A 21,922-nucleotide genomic window follows, 5' to 3' on the forward strand; every position below is an offset into this window, starting at 1 on the left:
CCAGGCAGGGCTTACGGGAACGACGGTCTCCGCCGATAGGGGGCGTACGGCTGTACGCGGACAGCCGAAGCACGCCTGTGCGTGCTGGATCTACTACTAACTGTAGTCGATTCTGGTGACTCTGCGTGACGAATCTTTGTGGTTTTGGGAACCGTTTTCGTCGCTTGATCCGTTCCGAATCGCGCTTCGGACACAAAGAAAACCGAGGTGGCGGATCTTTCCACCACCTCGGTCGTATGAGGTGTCGCAGTCGACGGCTCCCCTTAGGGGAGAGGGTGCCTCACCCTCCGTCGTGTGTTCGGGAAGAAGGGGAAGCGGTCAGCGGTACTGACCGTCCTCGTACTCACCCTCGTAGTACCCCTGACCGTAAGCGGGTCGGTGATCCTGCCCGTAGGGTCCAGGTCCGGGCCGAGGGACGTTGCCCCCGTGGCGTGGGCCCTCAGCGGGCTCCTCGCCGGGGCGTCGGCCCTGTGCCGGTGGGTAGCCGTAGTCCGCCGAAGGGAAGTCGCCACCCAGCATGTCCGAGTAGCCACCCGGGCCGCCCTGGCTTCCAGGAGCACCGGAGGCCTGGGGGCCGCCCTGGCTTCCAGGAGCACCGGGGGTCTGGGGGCCGCCCTGGCCCCACGGGTGTCCGAAGGGATCGGTTTGCTGCGGCCCCTCCTGGTAGGACGCACCACCGCCGAACTGGCCGCTCTGGTGGGCACCGGTTCCGTAACCCGGAACGGAGGGGTGGCCACCCCCGGGTCGCCCCGAAGCGCCCATCCCACCGGAGAGACCATCTTCGGGTAGGGGCCGCCCTGGGGCATCGTAGGCACCACCACCCTGCGGATTCTCCCACAACGCGGGGTTGGCGCCGGAAGGGCCCTCGGGGACGCCGGGCCCGCCCGGCGTCATCGGCCCTGCGGGCGCGTCCGGAACGTCGTAGCGGGCGGGGTCGCTCAGGCTGCTTTGGTGGCTTGGGCGGGTGTGGGTGCCGCTGTCGTAGGGGTTGTAGTGGTGGGTGCCGGTGTCGTATTCGGGCCGGTTGAAGGAGCCGGTGTCGTATGCGGGGCGGGTGTGCTGCCCGGTGTCGTAGCGGGTGGGGTCGCTCAGGCCGTTTTGGTGGCTTGGGCGGGTGTGGGTGCCGCTGTCGTAGGGGTTGTAGTGGTGGGTGCCGGTGTCGTATTCGGGCCGGTTGAAGGGGTCGGTGGAGTGCGTGCCCGGACCGTAGGACATGCCGGAGTAGGCACCCGAGGGGTAACCACCGCTCAGCGGGTCCGTCCCGGAAACGGTGTGACTCGGTGCCGAGGGGCCACCCATGGGCTGGCCGGGTGCGGGCATGGCACCCGTACCCGAGGAACCACCGAAGCCGTCCGAGGAACCGGGGCCGCCCGGGTTCGTGTTCCCGTATCCGCTCAGATCCGGGCGCTGGTGGGCGCCGGTGTCCATGCTGGACCAGATGGGAGACCCCAGGTCCTGGCCACTGCTCTGGCCGGGGCGGAAGCCCGGGGCCAGGGGATCGCTTGAATCGCCGCCCGCGCTCGGTGAGAAGCGCTCCGAAGAGTAGGATCCGCCGCCGTCGTAGGACGGGTGGTGGCCGCCGCCCAGGACACCACGTCGTTCTTCGGGGGAAAGGGGTTCACGGCCTTCGAACGGGTCTCCGGTCGAGGGTGGACGTGAGGGCCAGGAGCCCGTTCCCAACGGGTCGTCCTCTTGTGGTGTGGGCCGGCTCGGGGGCAGGCCCTGAGTGGACGGTAGCGCGGAGTGGGTGGGCCCCGGGCCCAAGGCCGGAGGTTGCTCGGGTTCCGATGAGGGGTCGGGTGGACCCGCCGGGGTGCTGTTCTGACCCAGGCTCGCCAACATCGCCAGATCGGAGGTCGATCCGGGTGGGGTTCGAAACCCGTCCGAGACGTCCTCGGAGCCGGAAGGGAGCGCGGGACGGACAGCACCGGTCGGGGTCTGCTCGATGGGGCCGCCGCGCTCGCCGTCATGGTCGTCGTACTCGTCGTCGTGATCGTCGGTGCCCCCCGCACCGAAGGCGTCGCGCTCACGGGGGCCGGGGCGAGCAGGGGCCTCCTCGCTCAGGCTCGACCAGAAGTCGTTGTCGGAGAGGCCATCGGAGTCGTCCTCCCAGCCGGCTCCGCGCTGACGTCGTGCCTTGGGGCGCCGCTCCGTCCTCCCCCCGCTCTGACGCGACCGGCGGCCACGCGAACGCGACTCGTCCTCGTCGTCCTCGAAATCGTCGTCCTGATCTCGGTCGCGACCTCGATCACGCCGGTCGTCGTGATCGTCCTGGACGTCGTCGTAGTCGTAGTCGTCGTCGTAGTCACGCGAACCGAGACTGAGCGCCCGCATCCCCAGGAGAAGGAGTACGAGCACGGCGAGCACGACGATGACGGCGATGATGATGATGACGGTGACGGTCATGTTGTACGCACTACCTTGGGGAGGTCTGCCGCACCCGGGACGCACCGGGGGCCGATCGGAGGAGGATCGGCCCAGGGAAGGCGGCGGTCTGGTTCCACGAGTCCACGAAGCGGCGGCCCCACCGTGTCCATGGACGGTGGAGGTCGCGGTCGCGTCGTGGTCTCGGCTCAGGGTGCCGCGCGGCGGATGGACGGGAATCGGTCATCTGAAAAGGGGCGAGGGGCACAGGCCCACTGTATGTGTTGTCGTGCGCTATGTGCAGAGGGCTACGGTGGCTTCCTCGGTTCGTCTCTCCGGTTCCTGACCGAGTGGGTTCGCTCGGATTCATGGTATGAGGAAACGGCTATTATGACCTATGTCACTCGCTGGTGGTCACCAGGGACCCCCGAGCCACCGCCTGCTCGGCGATGCCCTCCAAGGTCAGGTCCAAGGCCGCGCCCTCGGGCAGGCCGAGGGTGCCGTCCAACGCGTACACCGTGAACCGGTAGGAGTGCGCGTCGCCCTCCTCCGGGCAAGGCGCGCCGTAGGCGGTGTCCCCGGAACTGTTCTGGGCGAGCTTGGCGTCGGCCGGCACGGTGTTCTGGCGCAATTCCACCAGCTGCGGATCCAGGTCGTAGATCACCCAGAACACGACGGCGGCCTGGGGGTCGTCCACGACCACCGCGATCGAACCCACGTCGTCGGGCAGCCCCGACCAGCTCAACGGGGGTGAGACCGGATCGTCTTCGGCCTCACAGGTATAGGCGGCGGGCAGTGGCCGGCCCTCCTGCATCATCGGGCTGGTCACGTTGATGTCGGTGGGCATCTCGCCGCTCAGCCCCGAGTCGAGCACCTCGCAGCCGGTCGACGCGAGCAGGGCGACCCCCGCCACGACGGCACTCACGCGAGCGCCGAGGGGGACGCGGGACACGCCGTGCGCGGTGAGGGTCCTGGTGTAAGGCATGACCGGGAACAAAATGGGCTCCTGCTGGGCTTTCGGGCCGTAAGGCGAGACTCGCTGTGCACCGGATCCGGCACGCGGCCATGGCCCGGTGCCCGTCACGGTGGAACCGTGCGCACCGTCACCGGCGTCGTCACACGGTCCTGAGCGAACCCTACTGTGGTCGGGCGGACCTTGGTGACCGACGCGAACGGGTGCGCAGTGGGCGCACGGCGACCACCCGGAAGAACCCGCTGCCGCCCGGCACCCCTGATCGACATCGCGGAACCCGCCCACACCGGATCGGCCATCATGGGGCGGTGCGGTTCTCCATTCTCGGTCCTCTCCAGGTACACGACTCCTCAGGGCGTCCAGTGGGTGTGGGCGGGACCCGCCTGCGCACCCTGCTGATACTGCTCCTGCTCCGTCCCGGCCGTTCGGTGGCAGTGGAGGAGCTCATCGACACCATCTGGGGCGAGGACGTCCCCACCGTCGCCGGCAACGCCCTCCAAGCCTTGGTCTCCCGACTGCGGCGATCCCTGGGCACGGAGGTTCCGCTGTTCGGTGATGGCACCGGGTATCGGTTGGAGATCACTTCCGAACAGGTGGACATGCACGTGTTCGAGGAGCTGGCAGCGCAAGGCAGAGCCGAATTGACGGCCGGGCGGGCCGCAGCGGCCGAACACGTGTTGTCCGAGGCACTCGGGCTGTGGCACGGCCCCGCCCTGCCCGACCTGACCTCGCGTGGGCTGGCCGAGGACGTGTCCTCGCGGCTGGCGCAGATCCACCGCACAGTCGAGGAGGACCTCTTGGAGGCCTTGGTCCTTTTGGGTCGTACCGCTGAGGCCCTACCGAAGGCCGAGGCCCTGGTGGCCCTGGACCCCCACCGGGAACGCCCCGTCGAACTGCTCGTGCGGGCCCTGGCCGGTAGCGGTCGTACCGCGGACGCCCTCGCCGTTCACAAGGAATTCCGCACCCGTCTGGCCGAGGACCTGGGGTTGGACCCCTCGCCCCGGTCACGTCGGCTCCATCTCGACCTGTTGCGCGGGAAACTCGCCCCGAGCGAACGTGACGAGGCCGCACCGAGGGAGCGGGAACGGACCGGTGGGCCGGCCACGTCCCCCGCTCGCGCCCGGGCCCGAGAATCGGCTCCTGCGCTCCGCATCCCTCGCCACCTGACCGATTTCGTCGCGCGTGAGGCCGAGGTGGGGGCGACCGTGGACCGGCTCTCCTCGACCCGGATGGTCACTCTCACCGGCCCCGGAGGGGCGGGCAAGACCCGTCTGGCCTCGGAGTCGGCCACCATCCTGGCTGAACGGGACCCCTCCCTGGTCTCCGGCGGCCTCTGGTGGGTCGAACTCGCGCCGATACGGCAGGGCGCGGATCTGCCCGAAACGGTCGCGAGCGCCCTGGGGCCGCGTGAGTTCGCCGTCCTCAACACGCGCACCGGTTCCGCGCATCGACCACCCGTCGAACGCATCGCCGCTCAGTTGGGGGAGCACCCCTGCCTCGTGGTGTTGGACAACTGTGAACACCTGGTCGAAGCCGTCGCCCGGTTCGTCGAATCCCTGCTGGCCCGTTGCCCGGGCCTTCGTGTGCTGGCCACCTCCAGGGAACCGATCAAAGTGCCCGGAGAGGTCCTCCTGCCGGTGCCCTCCCTGGAGTCGCCACCGGAGGGCGCCGAGGTCGACCAGGCCCTGGCCTGTTCGGCCGTGGAGTTGTTCACCGCACGTGCCGAGGCGGCTCGGCCCGGGTTCCGGCTCACCCCCGACAACGTCGCCCACGTCATACGCATCACCCGTGAACTGGATGGCATGCCGCTGGCCTTGGAGTTGGCCGCGGCACGCCTGCGGGTGATGTCCCCGGCACAACTCGCGCACCGTCTCACCGACCGGTTCCGACTGCTCACCGATGGCGATAGGACCGTGTTGCCCCGCCACCGCACCCTGCGGGCGGTGGTCGACTGGAGCTGGGAACTGCTCGATGAACCCGAACGCCGCCTGCTGCGACGGCTCGCGGTCTTCCCCGGTGGGGCCACCCTGGAGGCCGTTGAAGAGGTGGGCTCGGACCCCGACGACGAAGTGGGAAGGGTGGGTGGTCGGGACGTGTGGACCGTCCTGTTCGCCCTCGTGGACAAGTCCCTGGTGGTCGCGGAGAACCCCGCGCGTGAGGATGACCCACCCATCTATCGGCAGTTGGAGACGGTTCGCGCCTACACGATGGAACGCCTGGCCCGTTCTGGAGAGCAGGAGCGGGTTCGCAGCACCCATGCCCGCCATGTGGTCGACCTGTGGCGTCGCGCGGACCCCGAACTGCGGGGCCCCGGGCAGAGGTCCTGGTTGGCCCGCTTGGGGGCGCGGACCGACGACTGCGTGGCCGCTTTCAACCTGGCGTTGGAACGCCGTGACCTGGACCTGGCCCTAGATGAGTAATTCCAAGGGGTGCGTGGTCCGAGCATGAGGCGAGGGAGCCCATGGTCATGTTGTGACGCAAAACCTGAACTCCCTCGCCCGTGCACTCTACGACACCACCGAACGACTCTTGAAGCACCGCCCGGACCTGGCCCCCTGGCGCCCCAGAATCGGCTTCCAACCCCGCCTGAGCGACGCCGACCTGGTCACCCTGGCCCTGATGCAGGCCCTGCTCGGCTACACCAGCGAGGCCCGATGGCTGCGCTACGCCCGCACCCACCTGAGCGAACAGTTCCCCTACCTGCCCCAACAAAGCGGCTACAACAAACGCCTGCGCAAAGCCGCCTCCCTGATCCGCACCCTCATCCGCCACCTGGCCACCGACACCAGCGCCTGGACCGACGATGTGTGGGTGGTCGACTCCACCCCCGTGGAGTGTGCACGCTCCCGGGAGACCGTCAAACGCTCCGACCTGGCCGGATGGGCGGCCTACGGGTACTGCGCCTCCCACTCGCGGTTCTTCTGGGGGCTGCGCCTGCACCTGGTGTGCACCCTGAGCGGGCTCCCGGTCGCCTTCGCCCTGACCAGCGCCAAGTCCGACGAGCGCACCACACTGGTCGGGATGTTCGCCGCCGATCCCGGCCTGGTCGACCAGCGCCCGGGGCAGACGCTGATCGCGGACAAGAACTACTACGGGCGCGACTTCGAGCGGTCCCTGGCCCAGGCGGGGCTGCACCTGCTGCGTCCGGCCCGCAGGGGCGAGCCCCCACGGGCCGGAGCGCACCTGTTCCGTCCGTTGCGGCAGGTGATCGAGTCCATCAACCAGACGTTCAAGGGCCAGCTGGACCTGGAGCGGCACGGCGGGCGCACCCCTGGCGGGGTGATCGCCCGGGTGCTCCAGCGGATCCTGGCGCTGACCGCTGCTATCTGGCACAACGACCGCACCGGCCAACCGGTCCTACGCTCGCTGACCGCCTACGATCACTGACCCCTTGGAATTACTCATCTAGACCTGGTGGAGTACACCCAGTGGTAATGGACTTTGGCCGGTTCTTGGCGGCAAATCCACGCCTGGGCCGGGCAGACCCTCGACCTGGTCGGTGAGCAGGTGCCGTCCGGCCGTGAGAGCGCCTACGCCGCCTGCCTGTTCCATCGCGCGGGAGGGATGGAGTCGGGTCGCGAGGCGCTCCTGGAGCGACTGGACCGGGTGGAGGAGGTGCTCGAAGCCGGTGGTGTCCAGAGCGAGAGCCACCCCGTGTTCATCTCCTGCCTGATCTACCGGGCCATGATCGACGGCGATCCGAGCGGAGACGCCCGCAGACGTGTGGAAGACGCCCTCGAACAGCCGAAGGACACCTGGAGTCGGGCCCTGATCCATCTGATGGCCTCGTTGCTCGACTCGCTCTTCGGTCAGGCGTCGCGCTCCCGGGAACGGGCGGAGGTCGCCTTGGAGGGTATGCGCGCGTGCGGTGATGTCTGGGGGCAGTGCAATGCTCTGGTCCAACTCGTGGACGTCAACGTGGCCACCGATCTGGAACGGTGTCTGAGGTTGCTCGGGGAGGGGATCGATCTGGCGGAGGGAGCCGGGCTCCACGAACTCGGTGTGCTCTTCCGTACGTTGCGGGCCCAGTCCCAGGTCGAACTGGGTCGATCGGCGCAGGCCGAAGCGGAACTGGATCGGCTCGAAGGCGTCACGATGGAGGACGAGACCAGGGTGGCGCTCCGCATGACCCGGATCATGTGGCTCCAGGCCACCGGAGACCTGATGGGGGCTCGTCGACTCTTGGACGAGAGCGGGGTCCTGGTGTGGGGCCTGGGCGGGTTCGCGCCGGTCTACCTCGGGCCGAGTTGGCTCGCCATGGCCGCTGAGATCGCTTGGGCGGAGGGTGATCACGAACGGGCCTGGCGGGAGGCGGGCCGGTCTTGGTGGGTGTCCCTGCGAGGCGCCGCCCTCTCCGGGGTGGGCGCCTTGGAGGTCCTCGCCGGACTCGAGGTCGAGAACGACCCCGTCCACGCCGCGGTGCTGCTGGGCTACTCCGCCTCCCTGCGAGGCGCCGCCAACACCGCCCTGCCGCGAGTACGTCGTTTGCGCGAGCGACTTCGGGACGCCTTGGGCGAGGCGGAGGCGGATCACCTGATGGCCAGGGGAGCGGGCACGCCCCAAACGCGGCTCCGGGAATCCGTGGGGAGGTGGTTGGCCCCGATCGTGCCCGAGGACGTGGAGGCCGGTGACCGGAGCCAAGATCCGTGAACGCTTTCGGCGGCCTCGCCCGCACGTCCCGGCCACCCGTCCCGGTGGGGAGGTGAAGACCCACCGGGACGCTCAATGGCACCTCTCAGGTGCGACGCCGGTAGGCCCACACGGCCAGAGGGAAGAAGATCGCGGTGATGATGACCGCCCACACCAGGGTCCAGGCCACCGGACCGCCGGCGTCGCCATCGAGCATGAGCGCACGCATGGCGTCCACCACGTGGGTCACCGGGTTGTTCGCGGCGATGGGAGCCAACCAGCCCGGCATGTCGTCCGGTGAGACGAACGCCGAACTTCCGAAGGTCAGTGGGAACAGCAGGATCATCGCGAACGACTGCACCGCCATGGGCGTGCGCGCGAGCATCCCCACGAACGCCGACATCCAGCACAGGGCGAAGGCGAACAGCAGGATCAGACCCGCGGCCGACACCACGCCCACCACACCACCCTCGGGACGAAAGCCGATCGCCAGGCCGACCAGCAGCACCATCACGACCGTGATGGCGTAGCGGACCAGGTCGCCCAGGATCGCGCCGATCAGCGGGGCCGAGCGGGCGATGGGCAGTGAGCGGAAACGGTCGAAGATGCCCTTTTCCACGTCCTGGCTCAAGGTGAAACCGGTGCCCATGGTGGCGAAGATGACCGATTGCGCGATGATGCCGGGCATGAGGAAATCGCGGTAGGTCTGCCAGTCACCCATCATCGCCTGACCGAAGACGAAGACGAACAGGGTGACGAACATGACCGGCTGCAACATCAACCCGAGGACCTCCTCGGGGTTGGCCTTGATCTTCAGCACGCTGCGCCAGGTGAGCTGGAGACCGTGTCGCATGGTCACCAGCGGGCCGAGCCGCTCGGGGACGTGCGGTGCGCCCGGGGACGCGGGCGTGGACGGTCGGGTGGTCACGGTGCTCATCCTCGAGCCCCTTCATCGTCGGAGGTCGTGGCCTGGGCGGTGTGTCCGGTCAGGGCCAGGAACACCTCGTCCAGGCTGGGTTTGCGCAGGGACAGTTCGCTCACGGCCACGCCCTGTTCGTCCAACCGGCGGACCACCTCGGGCAGGACCGCGGAGTCTTCGACCGGCACGCTGGCCACCAGTCCGTCGCTGTTGACGGGGGCGCTGGTGACCGCCTCGACGATCTTGGCGGCCAGGGACAACTGTCCGCCGTCCACCGTGCGCAGTTCCAAGACCTGGTCACCGGCCCGGTTCTTGAGTTCCTCGGGAGTGCCTTGAGTGATCACCCGGCCGTGGTCGAGCACCATGATGTCGTCGGCCAGGTGGTCGGCCTCCTCCAGGTACTGGGTGGTGAGCAGCACGGTCACGCCATCGTTCACCAGGCCGCGCACCACCTCCCACAGCCCGTTGCGACTGTGCGGGTCCAAGCCGGTGGTGGGTTCGTCCAGGTACAGCAGACCGGGCCGACCGACCAGGCTCGCGGCCAGGTCCAAGCGCCTGCGCATACCCCCCGAGTAGGTCTTGGCGGGGCGGCCGCCCGCATCGGCGAGACCGAATCGCTCCAGGAGTTCGCCCGAACGAGCGCGGGCCTGTGTCCGGTCGAAGCCGAGTAGACGGGCGATCAGCACCAGGTTCTGGGTCCCGGTCAACTCCGCGTCCACCGCGGCGTACTGGCCGGTCAGGCCGATCTGGCGGCGCACCTCGTGGGGTTCGCGGAGCACGTCGAAGCCGCCGACGATGGCGTGCCCCGCGTCGGGGCGCAGCAAGGTCGACAGGATGCGTACGGTCGTGGTCTTTCCGGAGCCGTTGGGTCCCAGGACGCCCAGCACGGCCCCCGTCCTGGCGGTCAGGTCGATTCCGTCCAAGGCCCGTTTTCCCTTGAACTCCTTGACCAGACCTTCCGCGCGGATGGCGTCGGTCATGAGGTCCTCCGTTTCGGTGTCCGTCCCAGTATGTCGACCTGGGCTGACAGAACGCTGACAGACGGATTCGTCGTTTTCGCCCCTGTCCGTCAGCACCGGACACCGTCCTGGCGGTGCCACGCGTCGAAGCGATCGGTGTCGGCCGGTGGCCCGTTCTCGGAGGAACACCGCTTCGAAGCGGGGTCTTCCACCGGGGCACGGGGCAAGGAATGATCCGCCCTATAGGCACTAGACTCGGGCGGGTGACGAACATTCCGCCACACGAAGACGTGTTTCGACCGGGAGAGACACCCGCACCCCCGGAGCCCGAGACGGGTGTGGCCCACCTGCGGCCCCCGTTGCGGAGGGTGAGTGGCCGTGCGATCGGAGTGTGGACCCTGCGCCTGGTCTTCGGCTCGTTGATCAGCCTGCTCCTACTGAGCGCCCTGGCCTGGGTCGTGGGCACCTTCGCCTGGGACTGGGTGCCCGAATGGATCCGGCGGAACCCGTGGGTGCTCCCGGCGGCCTACACCGTGTACGCACTGCTCAAGATCGCCATCGTGCCCTCGTGGCGGTATCGGGTGCATCGGTGGGAGGTCACCGAGGACGTCATCTACACGCGGGTCGGCTGGATCAGCCGAGCCTGGCAACTCGTACCGGTCAGCCGCATCCAGACGGTCGACCACACCCAGGGCTGGCTGGAGCGGGTCTTCGACGTGGCCACGCTCAAGGTGCAGACCGCCTCCTACGCCGGGTCCTCGACCATCGAGGGTCTGGACGCCGAAGAGGCGCGCGGGCTCAGCGAAGAGCTGGCCGTGCGCGCCGGAACGCTCCGGGACGACGCGACCTGATGGATCGACAGTACGAACCCGAATCCGGCCCTCACGACCCGCCGCGGAACACCGATGGCACGGGCGGGTGGATCGCGCCGGGCAGTACCTCCGGGACGTCGGGGGACCAGCGGTCTGGGCGGGAACACCTCGACGATCAGCAGGGGCGGCCCTCGCCCTCCTCGTGGCCCACGGGGGAGGCCCATGGTGCCCACCGACGGACGGAAGAACCCGGCTCGGCCACGCCCACCTTCCTTCCCCCGGTGGCCGATACGGGGGGCGAACCGGCCGCTCCACGTTCCTGGTGGGGTGAAAAGTCCTCGAACGACCAGGGAGGGGTCCTCGGGGCCGAAGAAGTCCACGGCCTCAGCCCACGCAGCCTGGTCGTGGGGCCGATCAATCAGCTCAAGAGCCTGTTCCTACCGATCCTGGCCGGTCTGGTCGTGGGCGGTTTCAATCCCTGGGTCCTCACCGCCACCGGATTCGCGGTGGTGGCCCTGCTCATCGGTGGCTTCGTCACCTGGAAGACCTTTCGTTACGAGGTGGGCGAGGAACGCCTGGAGATCCGCAGTGGCCTGATCCGGCGCTCCCGCCGCACCATCCCGCTGGAGCGGATCCGGGGAGTGGACGTCACCAGCACGCTTTTGCACCGGATACTGGGTGTGGCCGTGGTGCGCATCGAGGCGGCGGCGGGCTCGGCCGAGGGCACCGAGGACGGCAAGCTCGACGCGGTGGACCTGGCCGAGGCCGAGCGTCTGCGCCGGGTACTGCTGCATCGCAAGGCCGTGCTCATGGGACGGGAGCGCCAGGAGGAACCCGCCAGAGGGAGAGAGGACACCGACGAGGAAGCCGCAGTGGCGGAGGAGCCCGCCGACGACACGGTCACCTACTTCCGGATGCCCCGGAACTGGTACCTGTACGGGGCGCTCAGCCTGGGCTACCTGCTCACCCCCTTCGTAGTCCTGACCACACTGTTCGGCATGCTCCAGCAGTCGGCGGGGGAGATGGTCACCGATTTCCTTCTGGACTGGGTGAGCAGCACCGACCGGGGCTTTCTGCTACTGCTCGCCGTAGTGTTCGTGGGCGCATTGGTGCTATTGATGCCGGTGTTCGCGGTGGTCTCCTACGCCCTCACTCACTGGGGGTTCTCACTGCGTGGCCGGGATGGGTCCCTGGTCGCCGAACGTGGCCTGTTCACCCGCCGCAGCGTGACGTTGGAACGGCGACGCATCCGTGGGTACGAGTTGTTCGACAATCCCCTCGAACGCACACGCGGGGCGGTGCGCCTGCGGGCCATCGTCACCGGTCTGGGCGACACCGCCAACCGTGCGGTCCTGCTGCCCATCGGTCCTCGGGCGAGAGTGGAACAGGTGGTGGACAGCGCCCTGGCCCTGTTCCGTGCTCGCCTGACCCGCCATCCCAGGGCGGCCCTGTACCGCCGTCTCACCCGTGCGGTGCTGCCGTTCGTGGTGGTGACCGTGGTGGCCGCCGCTTCGGGGATCACCTGGGTGGCCGTCACCGCCGGTGTGTTGGCCGTACTCGGTGTGCCTTTGGCGGTGGACCGGTACCGGTCGTTGGGGCACGGTTACGACGGTGAACGGGTGAGCGTGCGTTCGGGATCGCTCTCGCGAGGCCAGGCCACGGTGGAACGTTCGGCGGTGATCGGTTGGACCTGGACCCAGACGCTGTTCCAGCGCCGCTCCGGGTTGGCCGACCTCCAGGTGACGGTGGGCGCGGGCACCGGTGGTTACACCGCCCAGGACGCCTCGTTGGGGGAGTCGGTGGACTTCGCTGCCCGGGTCACCCCGGAGATGGTGCGTCCCTTCCTGGTCCGACCACGGGGAGAAGACGAGGGCGGGTCCGCGGATCGTCAGGACTGAGCGAAGACGCGAGGGCGGTCACCGATGGGTCGGTGACCGCCCTCGCACCTGTGCGGGTCGTGGGGGATCGTTTACTCGTTCTTCTTCGAGCCGAACATGATCTCGTCCCAGGAAGGCACCGAGGCGCGGCGGCCCCGGCCCTTGCGCTTGGGCGTGGTGGCGCCGGCGCCGGTGGCACCTCCCGCTCCGGTGGCACCGTTCGCGGCGGCCGGGATCGGTGCCGAGGGTGAGGGCTCGTCCTTGGCCCGGCGCGGGGTGCCCGTTTCGTTGAGGTCGATACCGACCCTGCGCCGACGTGGAGGCTGGGGCTCGACCGCGGGCGGGGCCGACTCGGGCTCCGGTGCGGGACGTGTGTCCGACCAGCCCGGTGCGGTGGGGGCCTCGGGAGGGCCTCCTGGTTCGGGCCATGCCCGTACCTCGGCCGCGGGCCGACGTGATTCGGGTTCGGTGCGTGGCTCCGCCCAGGACTCGGGCCGGGGCGCGGGACGTGTGGGTGGCTCCTCGACGGGACCGCGTCGAGGCGGCTCGTGACGGAAGGCCCCGGGCAGCGGTGCGGCGGGCGGTGCCTCTTGGGGCGTGGGCCTCCGTTCGATGCCCGGACGCCGGGTCTCCTCACGGATCGGCACCCCGAATTGGTCCGTGGGCATCACCGGGCGCAGCGGCTCGTCCGAGGGCGTGCTCTGCGTGGGTGATGGGCGAAGCGGTGCGGCGTGGTCGAGACGTCGCTCGGCGGCGGGTTGTGGGTCCGTCCGGGGCGGGTCGTTGGTGGCCTCGTTACGCCGGGGCGCGAACGGGGTGACGTTGGTGCCGGGTGCGGGAGAGGAGGCCGGGGGCTCGTTGGAGGAGAACCAGGCGGCCTCTTCGTCGGCGGGTGTGACGGCGTTGTGTCTGGGCTCGTAGAGCCAGTGGGCGACTCGTTCATCGCCGCCGTGCAGGAAGGCGAGCTTGATCTGCCAGGTACGGTCTTCACGCTTCCAGGAGTCCCACACGGCGTCGCCGGTCTGCAGTTGGTGGGCGCCGATCCGCTTGCTGACGATCTCCTCCAGGGAGGGACCGGGGGTGGCCTCACCCTGGGCGCGTACGGTGGCGCGCTGGGCCTGCTGCGCGATGTACTCGCGTTCCTGCAGGATGGGCCCTTCGAACCAGCGGACCCGTTCGATCGGTATCCCGGAGATCTCGGAGATGGCCTCCGCGGTCTCGCCGGACCGAATGCGGGCCTGGATTTCCTTGGGGCGCAACGGATTCTCCACTTCGATCTCGTACTGGCCGAGCCGGGAGAACTGGCCGCGTACGGCGGCACGGAGGCGGTCGTCGACGGGCAGCGTGAAGCGGGTGCCGCGGCCGGTGCCGGCCAACACCAGGTAGGTGCCGTCCTCGCTCACGGCCACAAGGCGAAGCTCGTGCATCGCCCTCCCTTTCGCGTCCCGTCGAGGGTTGGTCAAGACCGCCCCTCGCGTTCTCCAAGTCTGGTCGGCCGACAACCGTCCGGCCAGTACCGGGCCCGGCATGTCCGAACTGTGCCCGCCTCCCACTGCCGTGGTGGTCACCACGGTGGGAGCCACCCCGGGGTCCCGGGGTCCTCGCGGTCGCTTCCGTTGCCAATCTTGACACGCTGGACCTTGCACGACCGGGAGCGATCGTGGGGGAATGTCGCCGATTCCAAGCGAAGGCTCCGCGGTGATGGTATCCCGCGTGCCTCGAATCCCCCTAGGCCTGGGAGAAACTCCGATCTCATGCCAGGTGGCGACATGGTGGGTCTTGGCGTTCGCAACTCGACACGCCGTGGGATGTCACATGGTGATGCTTCTTATTTGATGGCGTTATCAGCCCCTTGGGGCCTTTAAGGTTATGTATCCACTTGTGGGCGATATGCGAACCATGGGGCCTAAGGGGTCGTCTGCCCCATCACACGCCCATCCCATGACACGACGATGTGTCCCGCCGCGCCCCTGCGCGGCCGACGGAGGGGGGAACACACCATGCGAAGACCCGAACGAGGGGATGGTGCCGAGCCGAACGAAGGTCACCGAGGTTCGGAGGCGGGAAGCAAGGAGGGCAAGGACGACAAGAGCGGTGATAAGCAGGGAAAACGTATCGAATTGAGCGTGTCCCAGGTCGCCGGAGCGGGTGTGGCCACCCTGACCGCGGCCACCGCCGCCTCCTACCTCAACGTCTACGGAACGGTCGTCGGTACCGCCGTCATGGCCGTGCTCAGTACCAGTGCCGCGCCCGTGATCCAACACTGGATCACCCGCAGCGGAGAGCAAGCCAAGGAACTGGCGGACAAGGCCAAGCAGAACCAGGCACGCAACCTCGTCGAACGGCCGGAACCGGCCACCGAACACGACGAAGGGCTCCCCTTCGACTCCTCCCTCGACGTCACCCGGAGCATGGCGCTGCCCACCTTGGGAGAGAACCTGCCCGGTCAGACCCTCGCGCATGGCTTCGGCAACCCCACCGACCCCACTCGGCCCCACGATCCGGTCACGGACGAGGTCACTGAACTCCTGCCTCAGACGCCCCGCGAGGACACAGAACCCGTGCGACACGCGCTCGAGGACGAAAAATCGCGTCCCAAGCGCGGTTGGCGCGCGGTCCTGATCCCGGCCGGCGTGGTGTTCGTCCTGGTCATGCTGATCATCCTGGCCTTCGAACTGCTCACCGGCCGTTCCCTGACCGCCTGGACCCAAGGGCAGGACGACTCCACCGCACCCTCCCTCTTGGGCGGACACTCCGCCCCCGCCCAGCACGACGAGGACGAGGTCCCCTCCGAAACGGAGGAGGGACGGACCCCAGGGGACCCTCGACCCGGTTCCGGGTCGTGGTCGGACACCGAGGAGCCCGTCGACCCGGGATCCGTTCCAGGCGATCAGGAGACCGGTGCGCCCACCTCACCAACGACCCCCTCCGAACCACCGGCGGAAGGGCCCGACACGGAGCGACCGAGAGAGCAGATCGCTCCGGGAGACGGTGACCAGAACCAGGGCGAGGGCGCTCCACCGGGTGGCGCGCCCCAGAACGGAGTCCAGGACGGTTCGCAAGGGGGACCCATGCCCACCGGCTGACCGCGGGTCAGCCCAAGACCCGTTCCAGATAGGGGTTGCCGAAGCGGTGGTGTGGGTCCACCCGCTCCCGCACCGCGAGCGCGTCCTCCAGCCTGGGGTAGACGCCCTCCAGGTAGGAACGGTCGCGCGTGTGCATCTTGCCCCAGTGCGGGCGTCCTCCCACCGAGGTGAAGACCGCCTCCAGGTCGGCGAAGTACTTCTCGTGGGGGACGCCCTGGTACATGTGTACCGCCACGTAGGCGCTCTCACGGCCGTAGGCGGTGGACAGCCACACGTCGTCGGCGGGGGCGAAACGCACCTCCACCGGAAAACTCACCCGGTGGTCGCCACGGTCCACGATCGAACGCGCCTCCCGAAGCACGTCCACGGTGTGTTCGGCCGGGATCGCGTACTCCATTTCCACGAACCGCACCTCGCGCACCGAAGCGAACACCTTGTGCGAGACATCGGTGTAGGCCCGCGCCGACAACGCCCGAGAACTGAACTGGTTCACCGTAGGCACCATCGACGGGAAACGGCGGCACACACGGTTGACCCGCTCGAAGAGTCGGTTGGAGAGCAAGTCGTCGTCCAGCCATGCCTTGAGCGGTGACAGCGGACGTGCAGGACCCTCCACGATGTTGTTGCGTTTGGTGTTGGTGTTACCGGTGTGCGGGAACCAGAAGAACTCGAAGTGGTCGTTGTCGGCTCGCAGTTCGGGAAGCCGCTCCAGCACCTCGTCCAAAGGCATCGGCTCCTCCCTGGCGTGCAACAGGAAGGCCGGACGTACCGCGAAGGTCAGCGCCGTGACCACACCGAACGCGCCCAGCCCCACCCGGGCGGCGTGGAACAATTCGGGGTCTTCCTCGGCCGAACACTCCACCACCGATCCGTCGGCCAGGACCAGTTCGAGGCCCACCACCTGACTCGCCAGTCCGCCCGCGTCTCGACCGGTGCCATGGGTGCCGGTCTGTACCGCCCCGGAGACGGTCTGCACCGCGATGTCGCCCATGTTGGCCAACGCGACCCCGTGCTCCGCCAAGGCTTCGTTGAAGTCGCACAGCGGTGTGCCCGCGGCCACGGTGGCGGTGCCGGCGACCGGATCGACGGAGCGCAGTCCGGTCAGGGCGGTGGGGGACAGGAGTAGGCCGTCCGTGATGGCCACGTCGGTGAAGGAGTGACCCGTACCGACCATGCGTACACGCAGGTCCTCGGCGGCCGCCGCCGCGATCGCCGAGACGACCTCGTCGGTGTTGTCGGGGGTCGCCATGCGGCGAGGGCGTGCCTGGTGGGTGTCGGCCCAGGTGTGCCACAACACATCGTTCATGTGGTGACATTAACGGTCGGTCACCTGGGTGACCAGATGTGACCGGAACGGGGAGTGGACCTGGTCACTTCCGGGGCGAAAGTCCCATGACATGGGTCGAGGGCGGCTCGAGGGAACCCGTGGGAGCTGGTTTCATGAGGTACATGAGGCCTTACGACGCGTTTTTGCTGATCTCCTTCGGTGGACCGGAGGGCGAGGACGAGGTCATCCCGTTCCTGGAGAACGTCACCCGCGGGCGCAACATCCCCCGCGAACGGTTGGCGGAGGTCGGTGAGCACTACTTCCTCTTCGGTGGAGTGAGCCCGATCAACCAGCAGTGCCGGGACCTGCTCGCCGCGGTCACCACCGACTTCGACGCCAAGGGTGTCGACCTACCGATCTACTGGGGCAATCGGTTCTGGGCCCCGATGCTCACCGACACCCTGGCTCGGATGAAACAGGACGGCGTCCGCCGCGTCCTGGCGCTGCCCACTTCCGCGTACTGCAACTGGTCCAGCCGGACCGCCTACCAGGAGGACATCGACCGGGCCCTGGCCGACCTTGGCGAGGACGCCCCCGAGGTCGACCTGATCCGTCCCTTCTATGACCACCCCGGATTCGTCACACCGCTGATCGAGCACACTCAAGCGGCTCTGGACCGACTGCCCGACCAGCAGCGCGAAGGGGCGCACCTGCTGTTCTCCGCGCACTCCATCCCCACGACCATGGCCGAGGCCAGCGGAGGACCGGACCACTCCTTCGGCCCCGAGGGCGCTTACGGGGCCCAGCTCGCCGAGGTGGCCCGTCTGGTCGCGGAGAAGCTCGACCGGGAATACCCCTTCGAGGTCGTCTACCAGAGCCGTAGTGGCCCGCCCAGCCAGCCCTGGCTGGAGCCGGACGTCAACGATCGAATGGAGGAGCTCAAGGCGGAGGGGGTCCCCGCGGTCGTGGTGATCCCGCACGGGTTCGTGTCCGACCACATGGAGGTCAAGTTCGATCTCGACGTGGAGGCCAAGGAGACCGCCGACAGGCTCGGTATGGGTTATGAACGCGCGCTCAGCTCCGGTTCGCACCCGGCGTTCGTCTCGATGGTCACCGACCTGGTGCGCGAGTACATCGACGGGGCCGAACCGGTCCGGTTGAGTTCGCTGCCCCGTTGCAACGAAGGCGACAGGAAGTGCTGCTGACGGGCTGACCCCGGGCGGGGCGCAGGTGATCACCTCCGCCCCGCCCAGGAGGAACCTGAGGGGAAGAAGGGGGTCAACAGTGTTGATGCCCTCTGTACTGGGAAAAGGTGGTGATCGATGTCGCCTGGGCCGATAAGGTCGAATTCGACCATAAGTCGATGATCCTGGAGTATCTGTCTTGGTTCGTTCTTGGTATGAACTACCGGAGTACGTCCGTCTGCGGCGCGTCAACGGACTGCGTCTGTCCCCGGACGGCACCCGCCTGGTCGCCCCCGTGAGCGATCTGTCCCCCGACGCCAAGTCCTTCCGCAACGCCCTGTGGGAGATCGACGTCGTCCCCGAAGCCGAGGGCGGGCGAGCTCCGCGGCGGTTGACCCGTGGGACCAAGGGCGAGGCAGGGGCCGAGTTCCTCCCGGACGGATCGCTGTTGTTCACCACGGCACGTCCCGACCCCGAGGCCGAGTCCGAGGACAAGCCCAAGGGCGCCCTGTGGTTGCTGCCGGCCGACGGCGGCGAGGCCAGGCAGGTCGCCTCCACCCATGGTGGCGTCGGTGCCTTCACGGTCGCCCGTGATTCCGGGCTGGTGGCCTTCACCGGTCGCGTCCTACCCCGCTCCGAGGACCAAGAGGCCGACGCCCGGGCTCGCAAGGCCCGCGAGGAGGCCGGGGTCACCGCCATCCTGCACGAGACCCTGCCGGTGCGATCCTGGGACAGTGACGTCGGCCCCGACCACCCCCGCCTGTTCACCGCCACCCCACCAAAGGACGGCGATTCCCGCCTGGGTGAGCCCAAGGACCTCACCCCCGACGCCGGGATGGCCCTCCTGGGCGCCTCACCCGCGCTCACCCCCGACGGTTCCACCTTGCTCACCTCCTGGTCGGTGCCCACCACCGGGGGAGCCACCCGTGAGGAGGTGGTCGCGATCGACACCGCGACGGGGCGACGCCGCACCATCGCCGGCGGTTCCGAGGCCGAGTTCGAGTTCGGTGCTCCGCTGGTCTCCCCGGACGGGGCCCGGGTCCTGCTGTTCGCCGACTTCGAGGGCCGATACGACGGGGAGCCGCGCAACTCCACCCTGTGGCTCACCGACCTGGACGGTGGACAGGGGCGCGACCTACTGGCCGGACACGAACTCTGGCCGCGCGACTACGCCTGGTCGGACGACTCCACCACGGTCTTCTTCGTCGCCGATCAGAACGGTCGCCGTCCGGTCTTCCGCGTGGAGGTGGCCACCGGCGAGCTCACCCGGATCACCGGCGACCACGGCGCCTACAGCGCACTGAACCCCTCCCCGGACGGCCGCCACGTCTTCGCCCTGCGCGACGCCTGGGACGCCCCACCCGCCCCGGTGCGCCTGGACGCCGACGTCACCGACGGTGAACCCACCTACCTGCGAACTCCCGGCTCCGAGCTGTCCATGCCGGGCACGCTCACCGAGATCGAGACCACCGCCGACGACGGTACTCGTGTCCGTTCCTGGCTGGTGCTGCCCGAGGAGGCCTCCGCGGACTCGCCCGCCCCGCTCATGCTCTGGGTCCACGGCGGTCCGTACATGAGTTTCAACGGGTGGAGTTGGCGGTGGAACCCGTGGCTCCTGGCGGCCCGCGGATACGCCGTCCTGTTGCCGGACCCGGCCCTGTCCACCGGTTACGGCCAGGACATGCTGCGTCGTGCCTGGGGCGAGTGGGGGCCGCGTACCCACGCCGACGTCATGGCCATCACCGACGCCGCCGAGGCTCGGGAGGACATCGACGCCGAGCGCACCGCGATGATGGGCGGATCCTTCGGTGGATACATGGCCAACTGGATCGCCGGGCACACCGATCGGTTCAAGGCCATCGTCTCCCACGCCTCCCTGTGGCAGCTGGACGCCTTCAACGGGGCCACCGACTATCCGCCGGTCTGGGAGAGCGAGTTCGGCGCTCCCTTGGCTCGGCCGGAACGCTACGAGCTCAACTCCCCGCACCTGCACGCGGACAAGATCCGTACGCCCATGCTCGTCATCCACGGCGACAAGGACTACCGGGTGCCGATCGGTGAGGGACTGAAGCTGTGGCGCGACCTCCTCCTACACGAGGTCGACGCCAAATTCCTCTACTTCCCCGATGAGAACCACTGGATCCTCACCCCGGGTAACGCCCAGATCTGGTACGAGACGATCTTCGCCTTCCTGGACCACCACGTCCATGGCAAGGAGTGGGTCAAGCCCGAGCTCCTGTAGACACGGACACCGGGATGAGCGGCGGGCCCGGCTTCGGTCGGCACCCGCCGTGTTCCCCGTCCTCGATGGCGATGACGCCTCTGCCGTACTCGGCTTCGCGGCGTAGGCTGCCGGGAGTGCCCGGGCACTCCCGCCCGGGTCTTCGCGAGCGGAGAGGACAGCAGTGAGCACCATCCAGCCCCCACATGACCGGGGGAAGCTGCGGGACCTCGCGGTCGCCGTGGCCGCGGAGGCCGGAGAGCTCGCGGCCAGGGGACAAGCGGGCATCACCGTCCTGGACACCAAGTCCAGTCCCACCGATGTCGTCACCGAGATGGACCGGGCCACCGAGGAGCTCATTCGGGACCGATTGCTCGCCGCCCGCCCCGACGACGCGCTTTTGGGAGAGGAAGGTGGTGGGATCGAGGGGACCAGCGGGGTGCGTTGGGTGGTCGACCCCATCGATGGCACCGTCAACTACCTGTACGGCGGTCCCGACTGGGGGGTTGCGGTCGCCGCCGAGGTCGACGGGGTGATCGTGGCCTCCGCGGTCGCCGTCCCCGTGCGAGGACAGATGTTCGACGCGGTTCTGGGAGGCGGTGCTCGTCTGGGAGGGCGTCCCCTGAACGCCCCGGAGGCCGTCCCGCTGGAACAGGCGTTGGTCGCCACCGGCTTCGGTTACTCGGCCGACCGTCGGATTCGGCAGGCCAAGGTGTTGACCGAGGTGATCGGGCGTGTGCGCGACATTCGCCGAGTCGGTTCGGCCGCGGTCGACATCACCGGCCTGGCCCTGGGACGCACCAACGCCTACTACGAGCGAGGGCTCCACTTGTGGGATTGGGCGGGCCCGGGGCTGATCGCCACCGAGGCGGGTGTGCGTGTGGGCGGCCTGCGGGGCGGCCCTCCCACCAATGACCTGGTGATCGCCGCCCGGCCGGGCCTGTACGAGGAGCTCGATGCCCTCTTGGCGCCATTGGGCGCCGACACCGACGGTTGAGGGGACACGAACGGTCCCGGGCGATGTCCGCTCGGGACCGGTGCTTCTCGGAGGGCGGGGTCGGTGGTGTGGACTCACCGCCCCGCTGGAGGGATCCAGGACCTAGACGTGGGTCTCGATGCCGTTGCGCGCGGCGATGCGGTACAGGTCCTCGAGCTCCGACGTATGGGTGTCGACGAGGAAGTCGTCTTCGGCGGCCTGCGCCGACTGGAGCGACCGGTAGGTCTCGTTGATACGGACCTTGATCTCCGCCTTGAACTCGCCCATTGCACCTCTTCCAGGGGTAGACACCGGGGCACGATGGTGCGCCGGTGTACGTCGGTCTGCGCACGCCTTGCGCGTGGCATGGATGGAAGTCGTCACGACCCTGTGACATGCGTTGCTCGTCGCGGTCCGGGGTGGGCCCGGTGTCCACGCGTGCGCTTCCTATCCCTACCGCACTGTGACTTGCACCAAACCCCCGCCCCCTGTGCGTGATGTTTCCGTTATGTAAGGAATGTTTTCGTGAAGTGGAAAAGGGCTCGTCGGTGGGGGTGGGCTGATGGAGGCCGGGATGCCCCGAAGTGGTCGACGCGTAAGGTGAAGCCATGGTAAAGAGTGTCTCAAGACACATTTTTCGTGAGCCCGGGGTGCT

The 21,922-nt window shown here is 68.6% G+C and carries 16 protein-coding genes; 9 read left to right on the forward strand and 7 right to left on the reverse strand.

Translation table 11 applies throughout. The annotated features are described in order from the left end of the window. Positions 1–318: 318 nt before the first annotated feature. Together D472_RS29310 and D472_RS25610 are read right to left on the reverse strand one after the other, a co-directional pair. On the reverse strand, positions 319–2,406 hold the full coding sequence (locus D472_RS29310; protein WP_026117705.1) for a hypothetical protein: 2,088 nt from the start codon (positions 2,404–2,406) through the stop codon (positions 319–321). Between the two features lie 358 nt (positions 2,407–2,764). Further along, positions 2,765–3,361 carry a YbhB/YbcL family Raf kinase inhibitor-like protein gene (locus D472_RS25610; protein WP_026117706.1) on the reverse strand — a complete coding sequence of 199 codons (597 nt, stop codon included), beginning with the start codon at positions 3,359–3,361 and terminating at the stop codon, positions 2,765–2,767. A gap of 284 nt (positions 3,362–3,645) precedes the next feature. Here D472_RS25610 and D472_RS25615 point away from each other — a divergent pair, with 284 nt between their 5' ends. Genes D472_RS25615 through D472_RS26790 form a run of 3 tightly spaced genes read left to right on the forward strand, consistent with a single transcriptional unit; the run spans position 3,646 to position 7,987 of the window. Continuing rightward, positions 3,646–5,757: a BTAD domain-containing putative transcriptional regulator gene (locus tag D472_RS25615; protein ID WP_083903485.1), complete on the forward strand. Its 2,112-nt coding sequence runs from the start codon at positions 3,646–3,648 to the stop codon at positions 5,755–5,757. A 52-nt stretch (positions 5,758–5,809) separates the two neighbouring features. Then, on the forward strand, positions 5,810–6,724 hold the full coding sequence (locus D472_RS0114915; RefSeq protein WP_026117707.1) for an IS982 family transposase: 915 nt from the start codon (positions 5,810–5,812) through the stop codon (positions 6,722–6,724). 54 nt (positions 6,725–6,778) lie between these two features. Beyond that, positions 6,779–7,987, forward strand: coding sequence for a hypothetical protein (locus D472_RS26790; RefSeq protein WP_026117708.1), 1,209 nt, complete (start codon positions 6,779–6,781; stop codon positions 7,985–7,987). An 85-nt stretch (positions 7,988–8,072) separates the two neighbouring features. Here D472_RS26790 and D472_RS0114925 read toward each other — a convergent pair whose 3' ends face one another. Next, complete coding sequence (locus tag D472_RS0114925; protein ID WP_017605284.1) at positions 8,073–8,903, reverse strand: ABC transporter permease; 831 nt, start codon at positions 8,901–8,903, stop codon at positions 8,073–8,075. After that, entirely contained in the window at positions 8,900–9,865 is a 966-nt protein-coding gene (locus D472_RS0114930; protein WP_017605285.1) for a daunorubicin resistance protein DrrA family ABC transporter ATP-binding protein, read from the reverse strand. Before D472_RS0114930 ends, D472_RS0114925 begins: the two co-directional genes overlap by 4 nt. 209 nt (positions 9,866–10,074) lie before the next feature. On the opposite strand from D472_RS0114930, the gene D472_RS0114935 reads away from it, so the two are divergent. Together D472_RS0114935 and D472_RS0114940 are read left to right on the forward strand one after the other, a co-directional pair. After that, entirely contained in the window at positions 10,075–10,695 is a 621-nt protein-coding gene (locus D472_RS0114935) for a PH domain-containing protein (RefSeq protein WP_083903486.1), read from the forward strand. After that, on the forward strand, positions 10,695–12,554 hold the full coding sequence (locus D472_RS0114940; RefSeq protein WP_017605287.1) for a PH domain-containing protein: 1,860 nt from the start codon (positions 10,695–10,697) through the stop codon (positions 12,552–12,554). The genes D472_RS0114935 and D472_RS0114940 overlap by 1 nt, the downstream gene beginning before the upstream one ends. Before the next feature lie 71 nt (positions 12,555–12,625). On the opposite strand, the gene sepH is transcribed toward D472_RS0114940, so the two are convergent. Beyond that, positions 12,626–13,960: a septation protein SepH gene (sepH, locus tag D472_RS0114945; protein WP_017605288.1), complete on the reverse strand. Its 1,335-nt coding sequence runs from the start codon at positions 13,958–13,960 to the stop codon at positions 12,626–12,628. Between the two features lie 573 nt (positions 13,961–14,533). Between sepH and D472_RS25620 the strand changes: the two genes are divergently transcribed. Further along, positions 14,534–15,619, forward strand: coding sequence for a hypothetical protein (locus tag D472_RS25620; RefSeq protein WP_017605289.1), 1,086 nt, complete (start codon positions 14,534–14,536; stop codon positions 15,617–15,619). 7 nt (positions 15,620–15,626) lie between these two features. Here D472_RS25620 and D472_RS0114955 read toward each other — a convergent pair whose 3' ends face one another. After that, positions 15,627–16,925, reverse strand: coding sequence for a D-arabinono-1,4-lactone oxidase (locus tag D472_RS0114955; protein ID WP_026117709.1), 1,299 nt, complete (start codon positions 16,923–16,925; stop codon positions 15,627–15,629). A gap of 143 nt (positions 16,926–17,068) precedes the next feature. Between D472_RS0114955 and D472_RS0114960 the strand changes: the two genes are divergently transcribed. The 3 genes from D472_RS0114960 to D472_RS0114970 all read left to right on the forward strand — a co-directional run bounded on the left by D472_RS0114960 (position 17,069) and on the right by D472_RS0114970 (position 21,288). Next, positions 17,069–18,091 carry a ferrochelatase gene (locus D472_RS0114960; RefSeq protein WP_033303889.1) on the forward strand — a complete coding sequence of 341 codons (1,023 nt, stop codon included), beginning with the start codon at positions 17,069–17,071 and terminating at the stop codon, positions 18,089–18,091. Between the two features lie 178 nt (positions 18,092–18,269). Beyond that, on the forward strand, positions 18,270–20,312 hold the full coding sequence (locus tag D472_RS0114965) for a S9 family peptidase (RefSeq protein ID WP_017605292.1): 2,043 nt from the start codon (positions 18,270–18,272) through the stop codon (positions 20,310–20,312). A 163-nt stretch (positions 20,313–20,475) separates the two neighbouring features. Then, positions 20,476–21,288 carry an inositol monophosphatase family protein gene (locus D472_RS0114970; RefSeq protein ID WP_017605293.1) on the forward strand — a complete coding sequence of 271 codons (813 nt, stop codon included), beginning with the start codon at positions 20,476–20,478 and terminating at the stop codon, positions 21,286–21,288. Positions 21,289–21,390: 102 nt separating this feature from the next. On the opposite strand, the gene D472_RS28690 is transcribed toward D472_RS0114970, so the two are convergent. Next, positions 21,391–21,555 (reverse strand): hypothetical protein, encoded by a 165-nt coding sequence (locus tag D472_RS28690; protein ID WP_017605294.1) that lies wholly within the window; start codon positions 21,553–21,555, stop codon positions 21,391–21,393. Positions 21,556–21,922: the final 367 nt, after the last annotated feature.

It is taken from the genome of Nocardiopsis alkaliphila YIM 80379 (assembly GCF_000341005.1).
GTDB lineage: Bacteria > Actinomycetota > Actinomycetes > Streptosporangiales > Streptosporangiaceae > Nocardiopsis > Nocardiopsis alkaliphila.